The organism is Rhodococcus sp. MEB032 (assembly GCF_030208925.1).
GTDB lineage: Bacteria > Actinomycetota > Actinomycetes > Mycobacteriales > Mycobacteriaceae > Rhodococcus_F > Rhodococcus_F qingshengii.
Window position 1 is genome coordinate 60,674 of record NZ_JARVSY010000028.1, and the last position, 15,785, is coordinate 76,458.

The following is a 15,785-nucleotide window of genomic DNA, read 5'->3' on the forward strand; positions in this document are numbered from 1 at the left end:
GCTCGCACAATTGCGCAGTGTCTACACGAAGCGCATCGCTTGCACGACCGACACAGCGCCGTCGCGTTTCGGCCCGCAAAGAGGACCGCAGCCGGCCGCACCAGCGATGACACCCAGCGTTGGCATCACCTCGAACGCACACATGTCCTCTCCCAGCCCTGTCCATGGCCACACAAACCACCTCGCCATGCTCCCCTGGCCTTACATCAGCGTGACTGCCGCGAAGCCGTCGGGCAGGTTCTTCGCATCATCGTCGTCGCCGCCCCGGGATCCGCACTGGGCCGCTATCCGGAGGGCAACACCGAACGAACTCGTGCCGGTCTTATGACACCGATGCCGATACCTGACGATCTTGCCGAGAAAATGCAGACCTACCAGTCCTGGGTTTCGTTTACCGCGAGCTGTCCTGCACTGCCGCATACTCGAAACCACACGCCGACGGAGGAACACCATGATGCACCTTGAAATTTTGCAAGTCCCGGACTGCCCGAACGTGCAGCTCCTCGAACAACGGATCGAGCACGTTCTCGCGGAGGAGTCCATCGATTGGGAACTGCGCCACGTAATCGTCGACGATCCTCGATCCGCAAGGCTTGCGGGCATGACCGGATCGCCGACGTTGCTCGTCGACGGCCGCGATCCGTTTGCCGAACCGGACCAGGTCCCCAACGTGTCATGCAGGCTCTATCGAGATTCCACGGGCGAGGTCGGTGGCGCTCCTACCGTTGCTGCACTGAGGGGTGCGTTCGGTATGGCTGCGCCCACAGCTGATGTAGAGGGCGATGAGTGAAAGTATCGGCCACCCACCGGTGGTCCCAACAGGGTCGTCTCCAGCAGCAGCCCCGGGGTTCCTCACAAGGGCGAGCTGACTCAACGGTCCTCCGTACTGCGCCTGCTCGAGTCTCGTCCGCCTGATCCCGCAGCTTGTACCGATTCCGAAACTCGAGACCACCACGGATACCGCCGACTCCGCACCTGATCCCGTCACCTGACATCTTCATCCCAATGCCAATCAATGCATGATCGCGCGCCCTCGGCATCACCCAGGAAGGCAGCTTTGAGCGGTCATACGTCCAAAAAAGACAGGTTGTGGCACCGATGCTGGGCATTTTCGTTACTGGAGCTTTCACGCGCACCTAACCGGAGGGAACCCTTCACCGGGTGCGCATTGCACGCCGTTTTTCATCTACGACCATCACTTCTTCATTGATCCGGCGGCGCAATGACCGGAACGCGATCGCAGAGATGGCGAATCCGAGCAGCACCGCCCCGAACAGTGCTAACACACCGGGGATTTCGAGTTCGAGTATGGCGTTGATTCCCATGATGATCACTGCGAGGCCGGCGATCAGGGCGAGTCGAACCGCGGTGTAGTACATCACCAGACGCACGAGCTTTGACCGTGCTACACGGTTGATCCGCGCCACGCGCGTCTGCGGTGCTTGATGGGCACCCAGTGCCGCAATTTCTGGGCTGACTGGTGGATTGATACGGCCCTTCGGAGCGGACTGGCGTTTCACGATGCTCGATTCTCGGGTTCGGATCCCGCCTCTGGTTGGCGGGGGCGACAGAACGAACCATATGTCTACTATGCACAATAGTAGTTCAGTGTTGTCCCGGTTCACCGCACCACGCTTGGAGGAAGTGCATGCAGGCACAGTCTCGGTGGTTCCTGCTCTTCCTGGTTGTGATCGGTCTTCTCGTCGTGGCGATCTGGCCTCGATCAACGTCAACCGAGACCCATTCCTCGACCCGGCCTCAAGTGCCTCCGGCCGCCCAGGCAGATGAAGATCGCGTCGACTCGGGGTTTTCCTCGAAGTCCGCGGCAGCAGCGGTTCCCTGTCCTGTGGCCCCGGCAGTACCGCCCGCTGGAGGAGAACTCCTGGGAATCAAAGCGACGTGTCTTGGCGAGAATACTGTGGTCGACCTCGGTGCAGCGCTGTCCGGGGAGCCGACCCTGATCAACCTCTGGGCCTCGTGGTGCGGGCCGTGCCGATCGGAAATCCCGGTCCTGAATGACTATGCAGGTACTCCGGGCTCCATCCGAGTAGTCGGGATCAACGTCCAGGACGACATGTCCACAGCACTAGCGCTTCTCACCGCTGCAGGCGTGCACTATCCCTCGTTCGCTGCGGTCGACGACATCGGAATTGCGCTATCGGCGCCGCCAGTTCTGCCGCTGAGCTTTCTCGTCCAACAAGACGGGTCCGTCGAACAGATTACAACCCCCATGGTTTTCGAAAACACTGACCAAATACGCTCCGCTGTAAGTGAGTTGATGAAATGAATGCCCCCGCACTCCCTCGCAAATCGAGACAACGCGTACTCGGAAAACCGACCCGCATCCTCCCACTGGTCGCTATTCTCACTGCGATCGTCGTCGCCGCGAGTGGATGTGCAACCGGCACCGATGCAGTCGCTTCGGGTGCGAATTTCGATTTCGTGTCACCGGGAGGACAAACCGATATTTTGTACGACCCGCCCGAATCGCGAAACATGATCGGTGTATTGGCCGGACCTGACCTCATGGCCGACGGTAGCGATATTTCACTCACTGATTACGCCGGTCAGGTCGTCGTGATCAATCTGTGGGGGCAATGGTGCGCCCCGTGCCGGTCCGAGGCCGACGATCTCGAGCGCGCGTACGAAGCAACCGAAAGTCTCGGTGTTCAGTTTCTCGGGATCAACGTTCGAGATCCTCAACGAGACAAGGCCCAGGACTTCGTCGTCGACAACAACGTCAGCTACCCCTCGATCTACGACCCGTCGATGAGAACTTTGACAGCGCTCGGCGGAAACTATCCGACAAGCGTGATTCCCTCCACCTTGGTGTTGGATCGCAGACAGCGCGTCGCCGCTGTGTTTCTTCGCGCACTTCTCACCGAGGATCTGCAACCGGTCATCGAGCGCGTGGCGGCCGAGCGGTGAACGAACTCGCCCAAGGTGTCGGCTCCAGCTTCCAGACCGCCGCCGCGAGCGGCCCGTTACTGCTCGCCGTAGCAGCGTGCATTCTGGCCGGTCTGGTGTCGTTCGCATCGCCGTGTGTGGTGCCGCTCGTTCCCGGATATCTGTCGTATCTGGCCGGCATTTCCGGAGCTGATTCTCCAGCGGTGACCCGTGGCGACGAGACCTCGGAACCTGCAGGCAGATGGCGGGTTACCGGCGCGGCAACGATGTTCGTTGCCGGATTCACCGTGGTGTTCGTTCTCGCCACCGCGTCGGTGTTCGGGGTGATCGGAACCCTGCGCATCAACGAAGACCTGCTCCAACGGGTGGGTGGTGTGATCACCATCGTGATGGGGTTGACCTTCATCGGCTTGATTCCTGCCTTGCAGAAAGACACACGGTTCGCCCCGCGGCGTATCTCCTCCCTTGCCGGCGCGCCCTTGTTGGGGGGCGTGTTCGCGTTGGGTTGGACACCATGTCTCGGCCCCACCCTCGCCGGAGTTATTTCGGTGGCGGCCGGAACTGAAGGCACGACAGCAGCGCGGGGCGTGATACTGATTGTCGCCTACTGTCTGGGATTGGGACTGCCGTTCATCGTGCTTGCGTTCGGGTCGGCGAAAGCTCTCCGCGGCGTCGGGTGGCTCAAACGCCATTCACGGACGATTCAGATCGTCGGCGGAATAATGCTCGTCGCTGTCGGGCTCGCACTGGTCACCGGCGTGTGGGGCATGTTCGTCGGCTGGTTACGCAACGAATTCGTCAGTTCGGTCGTGCTGCCGATATGACAGATAACGCCACCGCGGGAGGTCGCATCCGCCGCCTACCGAGACTGATTATCCGAGAAAGCGTTCGACTACTGCGCCACAATTGGCGCCGGTTGACGTCGATGAGCACCGCGCTCGTGCTCCTGTTCCTCTTGGCACTCGCAGCACTTCCCGGTGCTATGTTGCCTCAGCGAAATCTCAACGTACAGAAAGTTTCCCAGTACATCGCGGCGCAGCCAACCCTCGGCCCGCTATTCGACAAGCTGGAGTTGTTCGACGTCTTTTCCAGCTTCTGGTTCACTGCGATCTACGTCCTGCTGTTTCTCTCTCTCATCGGCTGTCTTGTTCCACGCCTGCAGGCGCATCTCGGCGCGCTTCGGAGCCAACCTGTACGAGCACCTCGGAATCTGTCCAGGTTGCCGCACCATTTCCACGGCGTAGTTGACATCTCGCATGACGAGGCCCTCACCAGAGTGCGGCAGTCGCTCAAGGGCTGGCGGGTAGCCGTCAGGTCCGAAAAGGATTCCGAGGTATCGGTTTCCGCGGAAAAGGGGTATCTGCGTGAGGCCGGGAATCTGGTGTTCCACTTCTCGCTGATCGGGTTGCTCGTCACCGTCGCGATCGGCAAGTTGGTGGGGTACGAGGGTTCGGTGATCGTCATTGCCGACGGCGGCCCCGGTTTCTGTAATACGTCACCTGCCGTGTACGACTCGTTCCGCGCGGGAAGTGCAACTGACGGCACGGGTCTCGCGCCCTTTTGCATCAAGGTCAACGACTTTTCCGCAGATTATCTCGATACTGGTCAGGCCGAAATGTTCACCTCCAACATCTCATACCAGAGCGGGCAGGACATCGCGACCAATACCTGGAAAGACTACCGTCTTCGAGTCAACGAACCGCTGCGTACCGACGGTGCCCGTGTTTATCTGACCGGCCATGGGTACGCGCCGCAGTTCACCGTCACTTTTCCCGACGGACAGTCCCGTACCGAGACGATGCAGTTTCAACCGGACGATGCGGTCACGTTCCTGAGCAGTGGGGCGTTGCGGTTCGATCCGCCAGGTGGATCGTTTCCGAATCCGGACGAGCGCCGGAAGAATCAGATCGCCATCGAGGGACTCTTCGCGCCGACCGCTTCCTTCAGCGGGACGCTTCTGACTTCGTCGTTTCCCGATGCGCGTGACCCTGCGGTCGCGATCGACATCTACAAGGGCGATACGGGTCTGGACACCGGCATCCCGCAATCGATCTTCTCGTTGAACAAGGAAATGATCAACCAAGGAAGGCTGGTCAAACAAGATCGTGTGAACCTCCGCCCTGGAGAGACGCGGACTCTCACCGATGGAACACAGGTTCGGTTCGACGGCGCCAAGGAATTCGCCAATCTGCAGGTGTCGTACGACCCTGCGCAACAGTGGGTTCTCGTCTTTGCGATCACGATGATGCTCGGACTTCTGATCTCGCTCGTGATCAGGAGGCGGCGAGTGTGGATCCGCCTACGCCCGGGGACGGGACCGGAGCAGGCTGATCTCGAACTCGGTGGACTCGCGCGGACCGATCATGCCGGCTGGGGCGGCGAATTCGACGATCTCTGTGAGAAATTGTTGACTGACCAGCGCAGTTCTCCTTCTACGAGAGCGGGCCTGTGAGGGTCCTTTCGGTCGACCGTGCGATCACTGCCGACAGTGAATTAGATGCATGCCTGAAGAGTGGTCGCCCCAAACGGCACCACGGTGGGATCGCTTTGCGTCTCGCTCTTTCGGTGGGCGCTGGGTGGCTGCTGTTTCTCAGCTTTCCGCCGCGCACGCTGTGGTTTCTCGCCCCTGTAGCCATCGCCCTGCTGACCGTCGTTCTCCAGGGGCGCAGTCTCCGTGCGGGTTTCGGATTCGGCTATGCCGCGGGACTGGGATTCTTCGTTCCCTTGCTGCCATGGGTCGGAGCGTACGTGGGTGCAACGCCTTGGTTGGCGTTGGCGGCGATTGAAGCGCTCGCGTTCGGAGTGTTCGGCGTACTGGCGGTGGCCGTCGGCCACGCTCCGCTTTCCCCGGTGTGGATTGCGGGTGCATGGGTCACCGCAGAAGCACTTCGTAGCCGAGTTCCGTTCGGCGGTTTCCCGTGGGGGCGTTTGGCCTTCGGGCAGGCAGACGGCCCGCTGCTGCCGTTGGCTTCGATCGCGGGGGCGCCAGGTCTTTCCTTCGTGACTGCACTGATCGGAACACTCATCGCCTGGTCACTGGCTGGGCCCTTGAATGTTCGATGGCAAGCATTGGCGAAAGGTGGCGCTTGCATCGTCCTCATCTTTGTGAGTGCATTGGTGACCGGTTCTCCCGGTGCCGCCCCTGACGAGGTCGTCACTGCGACCGTCGTTCAGGGCAACGTGCCGCGACTCGGCCTCGATTTCAACGCCCAACGCCGAGCTGTGCTCGACAATCATGTTGCCCGCACCGAACAACTCGCAGCTGAGGTCACAGCGGGCCGAGCAGCCCGGCCACGACTTGTCATCTGGCCCGAAAACGCTTCGGATATAGATCCTTTGACGAATCGGGATGCGGCGGATCGACTGGACCGAGCAGCCCGTTCTATCGGCGCCCCGATCCTGGTCGGTACGGTCCTGCAGGGCGAGCCAGGAACATCGATCAACAGTGCCATGGTCTGGGATCCGACGGACGGCCCTGGGCAGCAACACATCAAGCGGCAGCTTGTGCCCTTCGGGGAGTACCTGCCGCTCCGATCGATCGTTAGTGCGGTGTCGTCATATGCCGATTCTGCGGGCAATTTCGTTGCCGGGAACGGGAACGGCGTCGTCGACCTCAACGGAATTCAGGTAGCTGTTGCCACGTGTTACGAGGTGGCCTTCGACGATCTGGTGACCGAGTCCGTCAAGGCAGGAGCCACCGTCATCGCGGTTCCCACCAACAACGCGACCTTCGGCCGGACCGAGATGACCTTTCAGCAGCTGGCCATGTCGCGGGTGCGGGCGGTCGAACACGGCCGCAGTGTGCTGATCGCAGCAACCAGCGGTGTCAGCGCAATCATCACGCCAGCGGGTGTGGTGCGTCAACAGAGCGAGATCTTCACAGCACAAGCATTGACCGACGAGATCGCCGTTCGCTCCGATCTCACGTTGGCAACACGTGTGGGTTCGATTCCGGAACTCGCGTTGTCTGCGATCGTGCTTTCTCTCGCCGCTTCGGCACTCTTCAGAGGCATGTACCGGGTTCGGCGGGGTGAAAGAACGAGAACATGAATTACTATGCATGATAGTAATTCAGTGTCGGTGCCAGTGCACAAGCGAAACGAGTTCACCAATGACGATTTGTACGGCGGCAATGAACCTGCCCGAACGTGGTACAACGCGATGGGACCGATCGCGAGCAACTTCGGACCCATCACGCTACCCCCGCTGGACCAGAAATATGTTCGCGGTTCGGCCGGGGATCAGGTACCCGACGTGGTCGGGATGACCGAGTCCGCCGCAACATCTCTGTTGCAGAACGCCGGGTTCAAAGTGACGGTCTCCCTCACGTCAAGTCCGAGCGCGAGAGGGACAGCAACCGCGACAGCTCCGTCGGGAGCGGCACTTCCGGGCTCCACCATCACCCTGTACATAAGTGACGGATCCTCGACACCGAGCACCACCACGACGAGCCCATCACCGTCAGATACCCCAGGCCCACGATAAGCCCGGGTGCGCCACCATGATGCTTCGGCGATCCCCACCCGGTGGGGACTGCCACCGCACGCGCTCATCATGAACTCGATTCCCGTCGAGGACCTCGGATCCCGGTTGTGGCGAGCAGAAATCGCTCCGGAATACGGAACATGCGGAGTGCTTCCCTATGTGCCGCCCGCTCCCGCATTCAAAAAACATGATTCGATCGTAACTACATTCTAAGTAAATGACTTTCGATAAAACGGCATCGAAATTCCGCCCCACCGACTAGTAGATCGTTTCGGACATCAGATGGGAGGGTCCTCACGAATTCACGAGCCGTCTGATCGCCTCGGCGGCCTCCCTGATCTTGGCGTCGGATTCGGCGCCCCCTCTTGCGGCGGCATCGACGACACAATGACTGAGATGGTCTTCGAGCAATTCCATAGCTACTGCATGCAGCGCTTTTTTCATCGCCGATATTTGGGTAAGGATGTCAATGCAGCACCTTTCTTCTTCAACCATTCGCTGCAGCCCTCGCGACTGACCCTCAATACGCTTGAGGCGTTTGAGGTACAAGTCCTTTGCGCTGATGTATCCGTGGGTCGCATAGTCACGACGGCCTGGACCAACCGGATTAGTTGTGCCCACGAGATTCCCCTGGTCTCGTCGCCCGTAGTGGGCCAGACGCGAAATCACGTCGTCTCCATGGTGGGCGACAATCGATTGGACCTGCCCTGGCTACGGTGTAGTGCAGCAGTGGCACACACGAAGGCACGTTGAGCAGCATCCCGTCTGTATGGGCGCTTCGCCAACTGCAAGATCTCCGGGTAAGTGACCACACGAGAAGAACTCTCAATCATTCCTGCCACCAGGGCTAGGCAGTACCGCTGCACCCGCCCTGTGTTCAAACTTCCTGCCCACCGCCGGTTGCGCCACCAATGACGCGATGCGCCGTCATCCCGTCGACCCGTGCGTGGGACCAGACCAATTGCACCTCCCTGCCGTATCAGATCAGGGGCTTCGACGGCGAGCATTTCCCTTGCACTAGACCATTGCAGGGGGTGAATTCGCAGCCAGCCAACACCCTCATCTACTATGCATCTTAGTAGATAAGGTACCAGTCGCCCGGAAATGTTGCCATCCCTTCGAATACAGGACGAGACACCCAGATGCCCAATAGTCGTCGTGCGCGAACGTCCCCAATCGTGGGGCTCGTCGGCGCCGCTCTCATCGCCGTTTCTCTTGCGGCTTGTTCGACGCAGGGAAACGACGACAAGGCCGGCCAGTCCATCGTCCCGCCCATACCAGGGGTGGAGCTCACACCCGAACTTGACCATCTGCACGGGTTGCATATCAACGCCGATGGCACCATCTTGGCGGGTACGCATCGCGGACTGTTCGCGATCGGAGATTCGGGCGACACAGTGCGAGTGGGTGATTCCGACGACGATTTGATGGGGTTGGCGGGCGTGGCGGGCAGTGACACGCTCTTTTCCTCAGGGCACCCGGGACCGTCCAGTACCGCAGCCAACCCACTTGGCCTACGCACCAGCAACGACGGCGGCCGAACCTGGACGGATAGCTCGCTCGCGGGACAGGTCGACTTTCATTCTCTGGTTACAGATGGCACGACACTCGTCGGCTTCGACGGGGCCAGAGGTGTCACGGTGTCGAAGGATCAGGGAAAGTCGTGGGAATCCGGCGGTGCCCTGGGTGTGGCGTCCCTCGCTCTCACCGAGAGTGGGACATGGGCTGTCACCTCGTCAGGGCTGCAGTACAGCAGCGACGACGGGCGCACCTTCACAAAGTTCGCTGGAGCGCCGTCCATGGTGCTGATCGCGGGCTCCTCGGATGCACTGTGGGGGGTCGATCAAGATGGATTCGCCTGGCGGAGCAGGGAGGGAAAAGGCTGGGAGAAGCGCGCTAATGTCGGAGCAGTCGAAGCGTTGACTGCGGCGAGTTACGACAGCGCGTACGCGGCGACTTCTCAGTCTCTGTATGCCTTGAACTGACCTGAACATGTCGTTGTTCGTTCGAATGTTCCAGAGCATCACACTTGTGCTCGTTGCGGGAGTCCTTGTGGTTCTGGGCGCCGGCATCGCCAACGCTCACCCCACGCTGCTCTTTACCGAACCTGGCTCGGAGACTGCCGTTTCCGAGCCTCCGCAAGCCATCACCCTGATCTTCAACGAACAAGTCACCGCCGGGACCGATGCGATCAAAGTCCTGGACGGCGCAGGCCGTGAGAGCCCGATGGAGGCAGCAGAGTCGTCCAAAGGTGGCCGTGCAATCACTTCCCGGCTCTCGGATGCTCCGTCGCCGGGCACCTACACCGTCCGGTGGCAAGTGATCGGCGCAGATGGTGACCTCGTCGAGGAAGACTTTCGGTTTGCCGTCGGCCTCGCTTTGACCGACAGCGGCGGTGGCGGTGGCGACGACAGCGCCTCGACCTCGTGGACGGAAACCGTGCTCCGGTGGCTGCTGTTCGTCGGGTTCGCCCTCGCGCTCGGGACACTTGTCGCGGAGAGATTGTCGTCTGTACCGCACGCCGAGAACCCTTCGTTGAAGAAGTTGCGCACCTGGTTTCCGGCCGGCGCTTGTATTGCTTTGGTAGGTGTTGCAGGCCTTATGGTTTCGCTCGCCGCTTCGTCCAGCGTTGCTGCGCTATGGCAAGAACGTGCGGGCATCATCTTGCTCGTAGAGACGTGTGGGCTCATGTTGGCCTTGGCGCTGAAAGCCGCGGGGAGCCCCAGACTTGCGAGCGCAGCCCTTCTGCTGGTCATTGCCGCCGAAGGGCTGCGCTCGCACGCAAACGTCGTCGCTCCCGGATGGGGCGCGTTTCTCACCGCCGTTCATCTCGCGGCAGCGGCAATCTGGGTCGGCGCTTTGCTCCACACGGTTCGCACTGCATTCGCGTGGCGGGGTCAGCATGCCCCGGTTCGGTGGGTCGTGGCCGGTTACACACGACTTGCGCTGTGGACCTTCATCGTCGTCGTGACCACCGGTACGATCTCGGCATTGTTGCTGATCCCCGTTGCCGCAATGTTTTCCACCCCGTACGGGCAACTTCTGACGGTCAAACTACTCTTCGTCATCGCCGCCTCGGGTGTGGCGATATCTGCACGGCGGACGATGCGCAGAACTGAACAAGTGGGCAAACTGCGCAATCAGATTCGTATCGAGAGCATCCTCCTGATCTCCGTGCTCGCCATCAGTGCTGCATTAGTCTCGACGGCGCCTGCCAATTCACCCGCCCAGCCGGGACCACCTGCAGCCATCGGTCCGGTTCTGCCGCTGGGAACATTGGCTGGACAGATTGGGGTGAGCGTCGCCGCCAGCGAAGGGCAGCTGGTGGTTCGACTGTCGACTCCGCGCCGCGTCGACTACTACGCTCAGGAACCGGACCAGGAATACACCTTGATCGGCGCACTGCGGGCGAGCGGGCAGAACACTTCCCTTCCCTTGCGCGGGTGCGGATCCGGATGCTTCGTGGCGCAAGCCGATTGGCCACTGGGTGAAAGCATGCTCACGCTCGAGGCCGCGGCGACAGGGTGGCTGGGCGGGACGGTCAGCATGTTAATTCCATGGCCTGTTCAGTCCGGGGACACCGATCTCGCTCGAGCCGTAGATATCACCCGCACTCAGAAGAATCTGACCTTTTACGAATCGGTGACCAGTGATGCCGCAAACGTCGGACCCGAACCTCAGCAACTAAGTCTGTCCAGCGAGTTCTTCCTCGCCCAGGAGCCGTATGCGGACGGGACTGCGCCCATCGCGGTGCGCTTACCCAGCGCCGGACGGCAACTCCGTCTGGCATTGGGCTATCCGGCTGCGGGTATGAACGTACTGCTCGACCTCGACCAAACTGGACGAATAGTTTCCGAAACACTAAGCGATGCAAAACATCTCATCACCCGCACCTTCGTCTACCCCGAAGTGAACTGATGGGGGAGAACTGACGAGATATTCACGTCCAGTGAACTGTCACCGTGCAATAGGAACGGAAGCTGCGATGATCTCCCCTTACTCGTTCATTCACCCCTGCCAGTTCTGTCGCACCCGCGCACTGGCCGCGCCCAGGCCTTCGAAATTCCTACGGCATACGCAGGGTGACGAACCGGTAGCGGTGGCTCTGGCCTGCAGTCTGTTCAACCACTCATCCCCTGCTGTCGCTTGTCTTGATCACCGCAACCTTCTGATTGCAGGTTCCACCGTCACCTCGCTGGTCCTGCCCGGCGCGCACGACACCACGCTGATCACCGCGACAGTCGTCATCGAGCGCGAAGACAAGGATCATACCGGCACGCGTGAGTGGAGGGTTGCACGTTCCCCTGTTGCCGCAGACGTGCATCGTGCACGACACCTTGCCCCTACACAACCAACTGTCGGCGCTGCGGATACGACAGACGCTCATAGTGGAACTACTGACCATCCGGGTCGACGGCCCCTCCCCAGAAAAATTTTTTGCACAACAACACATTCCAGGAGAAAAATATGATGCTTACACGTGCTGTTTCCACACGTATCGCAGTCTCAGCGGGGTCTGCCGTCGGTCTGATGCTGATCGCCGGCTGCGGCGGCCATGACATGAGCCAAATGTCGAGCAACGACAGCGGAAACATGTCCAACTCCTCCGCGGCCTCGCAGCCCAACGGCGCCAACAGCGCGGATATGCAGTTCGTCGCGATGATGTATCCACATCACGCACAGGCCGTCGAGATTGCAAAGATGGTTGACAGTCGCACCACCAATCCTCGAATACTCGAACTCGCCGCTTCGATCCAAACCGCTCGCGGGCCCGAAATGGATCAGATTGCAGCGCTCGTCGAACAATGGGGTCAACCTACGTCCGACGCCACCTCCCCTGTGGACTCCATGGATGAAATGGACCACGGCGGGGTTGATTCAGGAATGATGTCCCAGCAGCAGATCGCTCAATTGGAGGGGTTGCGCGATGGGGACTTCGACACCGCGTGGCTGAAGATGATGATTGAACATCACTCCGGCGCGATCGCGACGGCCCAATCGGAACTATCCGATGGCGACAACGCCGACGCCAAGCAATTGGCTACCGATATCATCGCCGCACAGCAGTCCGAGATCACCGCGATGCAAGCACTTTTGCAACAGAACTGATCCGGAAACTGGCGAGTGGCTAGGCCTGTCCGTCGAAGCCTCTCTTCTCGTTGTCCGCTCTGATCTTCCATCTGATTACTTGCGTCCCTTGCGAATCACTGTCTTCGTCGGCGCTCCCCACCCACTGACGTGAAGGAACAATTATGGCCTCAACACGGCATACAGGGTTAGTCGTCCTTGTCCTTATGGTCGCAACGCTGACAGGATGCACCTCCACAGCACCGCAGTCCGCACCGAGTGACACGGGTGCGCCCGCCGAGAACGACTCTCCTGTCTCCGCGCTGGTGATGACTCCTTCCGGGGGGACAGATACCGTCAACCCCCTTGATCCGGTCACGGTGGAATCTGTTGGCGGGAGGCTCGACTCGGTAGTGCTCACCGAAGTGGGCGGGGCTGTGGTCGATGGCATCTTCACCCCTGACCGGCAGGTGTGGAAACCCGGCGCGTCCTTGGACTACGGGAAGACCTACACGATGACAGCGTCAGCCACCCAAAACGATGGCTCACGTCTCGATCAGTCCAGCACCTTCTCCACAGTCAAGCCGCGGAACCTGACCAAACCATCCTTCGTGACGGCCGGGGGTAACCTCCTCACAGATGGTGGCACTTTCGGGGTAGGGATCGTTATTGTCACGCATTTCGACGAGCCGATCCTCGATCGTGCAGCGGCGGAGAAAAGCCTGACTGTGCAAACGTCGGTGCCGCTCGAAGGCTCGTGGTACTGGGTGGATGACCAGAATGTTCACTGGCGACCTCGTGCGTACTATCCCCCCGGCACCGAGGTCACGGTCCGGGCTGCGGTCTTCGGCGTCCCGCTCGGTGGCGGACTGTTCGGACAGGAAGACGCCACGACTGCATTCACCATCGGCGACTCGCATATCGCCGTCGCCGACGATACGACCAAGCAAGTGACGGTCACGAGCAACGGCAAAACTGTGCGCACTATGCCGACATCGATGGGCATGGGAGGAACCGAGCTCGTCAACGGCCAAACGATCTCCTTCTGGACCCAACCAGGCATTTACACCGTCCTCGATCAGGCCAACCCCGTGATCATGGACTCGTCGACCTACGGACTTCCCGTCAATTCCCGGCTGGGGTACAAGGAAAAAATCAACTACGCCACCCGAATAAGCACCGACGGAATTTACCTTCACGAACTCGAAGACACAGTCTGGGCGCAAGGCAATACCAATGTTTCACACGGCTGCTTGAACCTCAGTCGCGCCAATGCTCAATGGTTCTATGATTTTTCGCTTCCCGGAGATGTCGTGGAGATACGCAATACCGGCGGCGCCCCTCTCGAATTGTGGCAGAACGGCGACTGGAGTGTGCCGTGGGACCGATGGTCGGAAGGCAGCGCGCTGTAAGACCTGTCGCCCTGCCGGCAAACGATGCTGAATCGCAAACAGAAGCTCCGCGCGAGACGTTCTCCCGTAGTCGACGCGAAAGTGCTGGATAAACCTTTTGACACTGTCAGAGCTGACAGGGGTTCGGCAGATCGTCACGGGAGGAGGTCGCCAGACACCGCCGCCGTATCGGGGCGGCGACGGGAAGCAGAACAGATAGTATTTCTACAGGGCTTCGGTTCGCCGTCTCGGCAACCTCCAGCGTGCAGAGTCGACACGACACCCTCATCGAGCGGTCCCACATCACTGTGACCGACGAATCACCGACAGCGCTGGTTGGGCCCCGTACGAAAGCGACGGAGGTTGCAGGTTGGGCACTCGCACGGTGCGGTGACGAATGCAGCTCTACGAGGAGGAAAAATGCAAGGTCTGGGAGAGCTCGAGGCGCTGGTGATGGATGTGCTGTGGCGCTCCACCGAACCGGTCCGTGTGCGCGACGTCATCGACGGCCTCGATGACGACCGTGAACCGGCGTACACGACGGTGATGACCGTCATGGACAATCTTCATCGCAAAGGTTGGGTGCATCGTCAGCGAAACGGGCGCGCGTACTGGTACGAAGCCACGCGAAGCCGCGAGGAAGCGGCAGCTGACGGGTTGCGCGCACTTCTCGAATCCACCGGAGACCCGACCGGGGTCCTGTTGCATTTTGTTCGCGGGACATCCGACGTCGAATCGAAGATCCTGGCGCGTGGATTGCGTGAACGAGGCAAGAAGTGACAGCCGTCCTCGCGTGGGCGGTCGGTGGCCTTCTCGTTGCCGCACTCTCCCCGCTGTTCCTCGGATCGATGATGCGTCGCGGCGTTGATCCGCATGTCGTCCTCGTCTTGTGGGGCGCTCTGGCACTCGGAACTGTAGTGAGTATCAGTGTCCCGGTGATCTTGAGCCTTTTACCCAGTCACGGTGGTGTCTCGTCGCTGATCGAATTCGCCCACAGCTGTTGGCTCGCCCTTCACGACGACGCGCCGGCCAGGCTCGAGACGGCGGTGGGTGTACTCGGTGGGTCAGCCCTGGTCATCGGGGCGGTGCGAGGCACCGTCCATCTGTTCAGCTTCTCCCGCACTCGCCGCGAGCTACACCAGCAGCACCTCGGGTTGCTGCGCATTCTGGGGGGTGCACGGTCCTCGTCACTGCTCTGGCTCCCGGTTTCTGTGCCCTTCGCCTACAGTATCGCTGGGCGCCCCGCGCTTGTAGTTGCGAGCGACGGATTGAGAGATCAACTCGACACCGAGGCTCTTGCTGCAGTACTCGCACATGAACGAGCACACATCACGGGGCGGCACCATCTGCTCGTCAGCGCAGCTCAAACGCTCGCCTACGCGTTTCCGTGGCTTCCGATCATGCGATCTTCGCCCCCATTGGTCCGTGCGTTGGTGGAAATCGAAGCCGACTCCCGAGCCGTTCGTCAGCATGGGCGCGAATCCGTGCACCGCGCACTCTGCAGTATGACACCTCACGAGGTGCCCGTGGCGGCTCTGGGAATAGCGCAGGATTGCCTGGCGTTGCGACTTGATCGTCTGTCCTCCCACCGCACCCACCACCCGGCGCCCATTCGCTACCTCCGCACCCTTGCTGCCTGCGGAACGGCGATCGTCCTACCTGCGGCGCCTCTTCTGGCGCTACTGGGTGCGATGGCGATGGCTTCATGCGCAGCAGGTGCTTGAAACAGTGCGAAACCGGGTCGTGGACGAACAAGGAGTCCGGCCCGCAGGGGGCCAGTGCTCAAGGCCGGTTCACCCCCTCCTCGAACTGAACCGGCCTCATGCACCGAACGCGGCGCCAATCGAATTGGCCAGATCCCGCGCGAAACTTGATTCGTGGCCATCCCAATTTTCGTGAGACTCACCTTCTGCGCACGTGGCATCGGCAGAAAAG

At 60.6% G+C, this 15,785-nt stretch carries 16 protein-coding genes; 14 read left to right on the plus strand and 2 right to left on the minus strand.

All coding sequences use genetic code 11. From position 1 onward, the window contains the following. The first annotated feature begins 39 nt into the window (after window positions 1-39). Window positions 40-465, plus strand: coding sequence for a DUF3703 domain-containing protein (locus tag QRN54_RS25165; RefSeq protein WP_087503898.1), 426 nt, complete (start codon window positions 40-42; stop codon window positions 463-465). Further along, window positions 452-790 carry a hypothetical protein gene (locus QRN54_RS25170; protein WP_003944633.1) on the plus strand — a complete coding sequence of 113 codons (339 nt, stop codon included), beginning with the start codon at window positions 452-454 and terminating at the stop codon, window positions 788-790. The genes QRN54_RS25165 and QRN54_RS25170 overlap by 14 nt, the downstream gene beginning before the upstream one ends. Window positions 791-1,154: 364 nt before the next feature. On the opposite strand, the gene QRN54_RS25175 is transcribed toward QRN54_RS25170, so the two are convergent. After that, window positions 1,155-1,520 carry a DUF4229 domain-containing protein gene (locus QRN54_RS25175; protein WP_019747393.1) on the minus strand — a complete coding sequence of 122 codons (366 nt, stop codon included), beginning with the start codon at window positions 1,518-1,520 and terminating at the stop codon, window positions 1,155-1,157. Window positions 1,521-1,648: 128 nt separating this feature from the next. Here QRN54_RS25175 and QRN54_RS25180 point away from each other — a divergent pair, with 128 nt between their 5' ends. From QRN54_RS25180 to QRN54_RS25205, 6 genes are all read left to right on the plus strand, one after another. Continuing rightward, complete coding sequence (locus QRN54_RS25180; RefSeq protein WP_003944602.1) at window positions 1,649-2,287, plus strand: TlpA family protein disulfide reductase; 639 nt, start codon at window positions 1,649-1,651, stop codon at window positions 2,285-2,287. After that, window positions 2,284-2,928, plus strand: coding sequence for a TlpA disulfide reductase family protein (locus tag QRN54_RS25185; RefSeq protein ID WP_003944594.1), 645 nt, complete (start codon window positions 2,284-2,286; stop codon window positions 2,926-2,928). Before QRN54_RS25180 ends, QRN54_RS25185 begins: the two co-directional genes overlap by 4 nt. Then, window positions 2,925-3,731, plus strand: a complete 807-nt coding sequence (locus tag QRN54_RS25190) for a cytochrome c biogenesis CcdA family protein (RefSeq protein ID WP_003944619.1) — start codon at window positions 2,925-2,927, stop codon at window positions 3,729-3,731. Before QRN54_RS25185 ends, QRN54_RS25190 begins: the two co-directional genes overlap by 4 nt. Then, the gene (gene resB, locus QRN54_RS25195; RefSeq protein WP_058228113.1) at window positions 3,728-5,359 is read left to right on the plus strand and encodes a cytochrome c biogenesis protein ResB; all 1,632 of its coding nucleotides are present in this window, start codon (window positions 3,728-3,730) and stop codon (window positions 5,357-5,359) included. The genes QRN54_RS25190 and resB overlap by 4 nt, the downstream gene beginning before the upstream one ends. A gap of 89 nt (window positions 5,360-5,448) precedes the next feature. Then, window positions 5,449-6,957 carry an apolipoprotein N-acyltransferase gene (gene lnt, locus QRN54_RS25200; protein WP_231917504.1) on the plus strand — a complete coding sequence of 503 codons (1,509 nt, stop codon included), beginning with the start codon at window positions 5,449-5,451 and terminating at the stop codon, window positions 6,955-6,957. Window positions 6,958-7,170: 213 nt separating this feature from the next. Continuing rightward, window positions 7,171-7,392 (plus strand): PASTA domain-containing protein, encoded by a 222-nt coding sequence (locus tag QRN54_RS25205; RefSeq protein WP_232354281.1) that lies wholly within the window; start codon window positions 7,171-7,173, stop codon window positions 7,390-7,392. Window positions 7,393-7,686: 294 nt separating this feature from the next. Here QRN54_RS25205 and QRN54_RS25210 read toward each other — a convergent pair whose 3' ends face one another. Next, window positions 7,687-8,013 (minus strand): metal-sensitive transcriptional regulator, encoded by a 327-nt coding sequence (locus QRN54_RS25210; protein WP_051720984.1) that lies wholly within the window; start codon window positions 8,011-8,013, stop codon window positions 7,687-7,689. Between the two features lie 521 nt (window positions 8,014-8,534). Between QRN54_RS25210 and QRN54_RS25215 the strand changes: the two genes are divergently transcribed. The 6 genes from QRN54_RS25215 (at window position 8,535) to QRN54_RS25240 (ending at window position 15,574) form a co-directional block, all read left to right on the plus strand. Continuing rightward, the gene (locus QRN54_RS25215) at window positions 8,535-9,377 is read left to right on the plus strand and encodes a F510_1955 family glycosylhydrolase (protein WP_030537778.1); all 843 of its coding nucleotides are present in this window, start codon (window positions 8,535-8,537) and stop codon (window positions 9,375-9,377) included. Between the two features lie 7 nt (window positions 9,378-9,384). Next, window positions 9,385-11,310 carry a copper resistance CopC/CopD family protein gene (locus QRN54_RS25220; protein WP_030537779.1) on the plus strand — a complete coding sequence of 642 codons (1,926 nt, stop codon included), beginning with the start codon at window positions 9,385-9,387 and terminating at the stop codon, window positions 11,308-11,310. A gap of 612 nt (window positions 11,311-11,922) precedes the next feature. Further along, on the plus strand, window positions 11,923-12,501 hold the full coding sequence (locus tag QRN54_RS25225) for a DUF305 domain-containing protein (RefSeq protein ID WP_285183373.1): 579 nt from the start codon (window positions 11,923-11,925) through the stop codon (window positions 12,499-12,501). 143 nt (window positions 12,502-12,644) lie between these two features. Then, the gene (locus QRN54_RS25230) at window positions 12,645-13,871 is read left to right on the plus strand and encodes a L,D-transpeptidase (protein ID WP_037127158.1); all 1,227 of its coding nucleotides are present in this window, start codon (window positions 12,645-12,647) and stop codon (window positions 13,869-13,871) included. 399 nt (window positions 13,872-14,270) lie between these two features. Then, on the plus strand, window positions 14,271-14,630 hold the full coding sequence (locus tag QRN54_RS25235) for a BlaI/MecI/CopY family transcriptional regulator (RefSeq protein ID WP_019747377.1): 360 nt from the start codon (window positions 14,271-14,273) through the stop codon (window positions 14,628-14,630). Beyond that, window positions 14,627-15,574, plus strand: coding sequence for a M56 family metallopeptidase (locus QRN54_RS25240; protein ID WP_019747376.1), 948 nt, complete (start codon window positions 14,627-14,629; stop codon window positions 15,572-15,574). The genes QRN54_RS25235 and QRN54_RS25240 overlap by 4 nt, the downstream gene beginning before the upstream one ends. Window positions 15,575-15,785: the final 211 nt, after the last annotated feature.

What these genes read in the sequence shown, in the direction of transcription:
- QRN54_RS25170 (WP_003944633.1), top strand. Translation starts at nt 452, where the DNA reads ATGATGCACCTTGAAATTTTGCAAGTCCCGGACTGCCCGAACGTGCAG.
- QRN54_RS25180 (WP_003944602.1), top strand. Translation starts at nt 1,649, where the DNA reads ATGCAGGCACAGTCTCGGTGGTTCCTGCTCTTCCTGGTTGTGATCGGT.
- QRN54_RS25185 (WP_003944594.1), top strand. Translation starts at nt 2,284, where the DNA reads ATGAATGCCCCCGCACTCCCTCGCAAATCGAGACAACGCGTACTCGGA.
- resB (WP_058228113.1), top strand. Translation starts at nt 3,728, where the DNA reads ATGACAGATAACGCCACCGCGGGAGGTCGCATCCGCCGCCTACCGAGA.
- QRN54_RS25205 (WP_232354281.1), top strand. Translation starts at nt 7,171, where the DNA reads ATGACCGAGTCCGCCGCAACATCTCTGTTGCAGAACGCCGGGTTCAAA.
- QRN54_RS25215 (WP_030537778.1), top strand. Translation starts at nt 8,535, where the DNA reads ATGCCCAATAGTCGTCGTGCGCGAACGTCCCCAATCGTGGGGCTCGTC.
- QRN54_RS25220 (WP_030537779.1), top strand. Translation starts at nt 9,385, where the DNA reads ATGTCGTTGTTCGTTCGAATGTTCCAGAGCATCACACTTGTGCTCGTT.
- QRN54_RS25225 (WP_285183373.1), top strand. Translation starts at nt 11,923, where the DNA reads ATGCTGATCGCCGGCTGCGGCGGCCATGACATGAGCCAAATGTCGAGC.
- QRN54_RS25230 (WP_037127158.1), top strand. Translation starts at nt 12,645, where the DNA reads ATGGCCTCAACACGGCATACAGGGTTAGTCGTCCTTGTCCTTATGGTC.
- QRN54_RS25235 (WP_019747377.1), top strand. Translation starts at nt 14,271, where the DNA reads ATGCAAGGTCTGGGAGAGCTCGAGGCGCTGGTGATGGATGTGCTGTGG.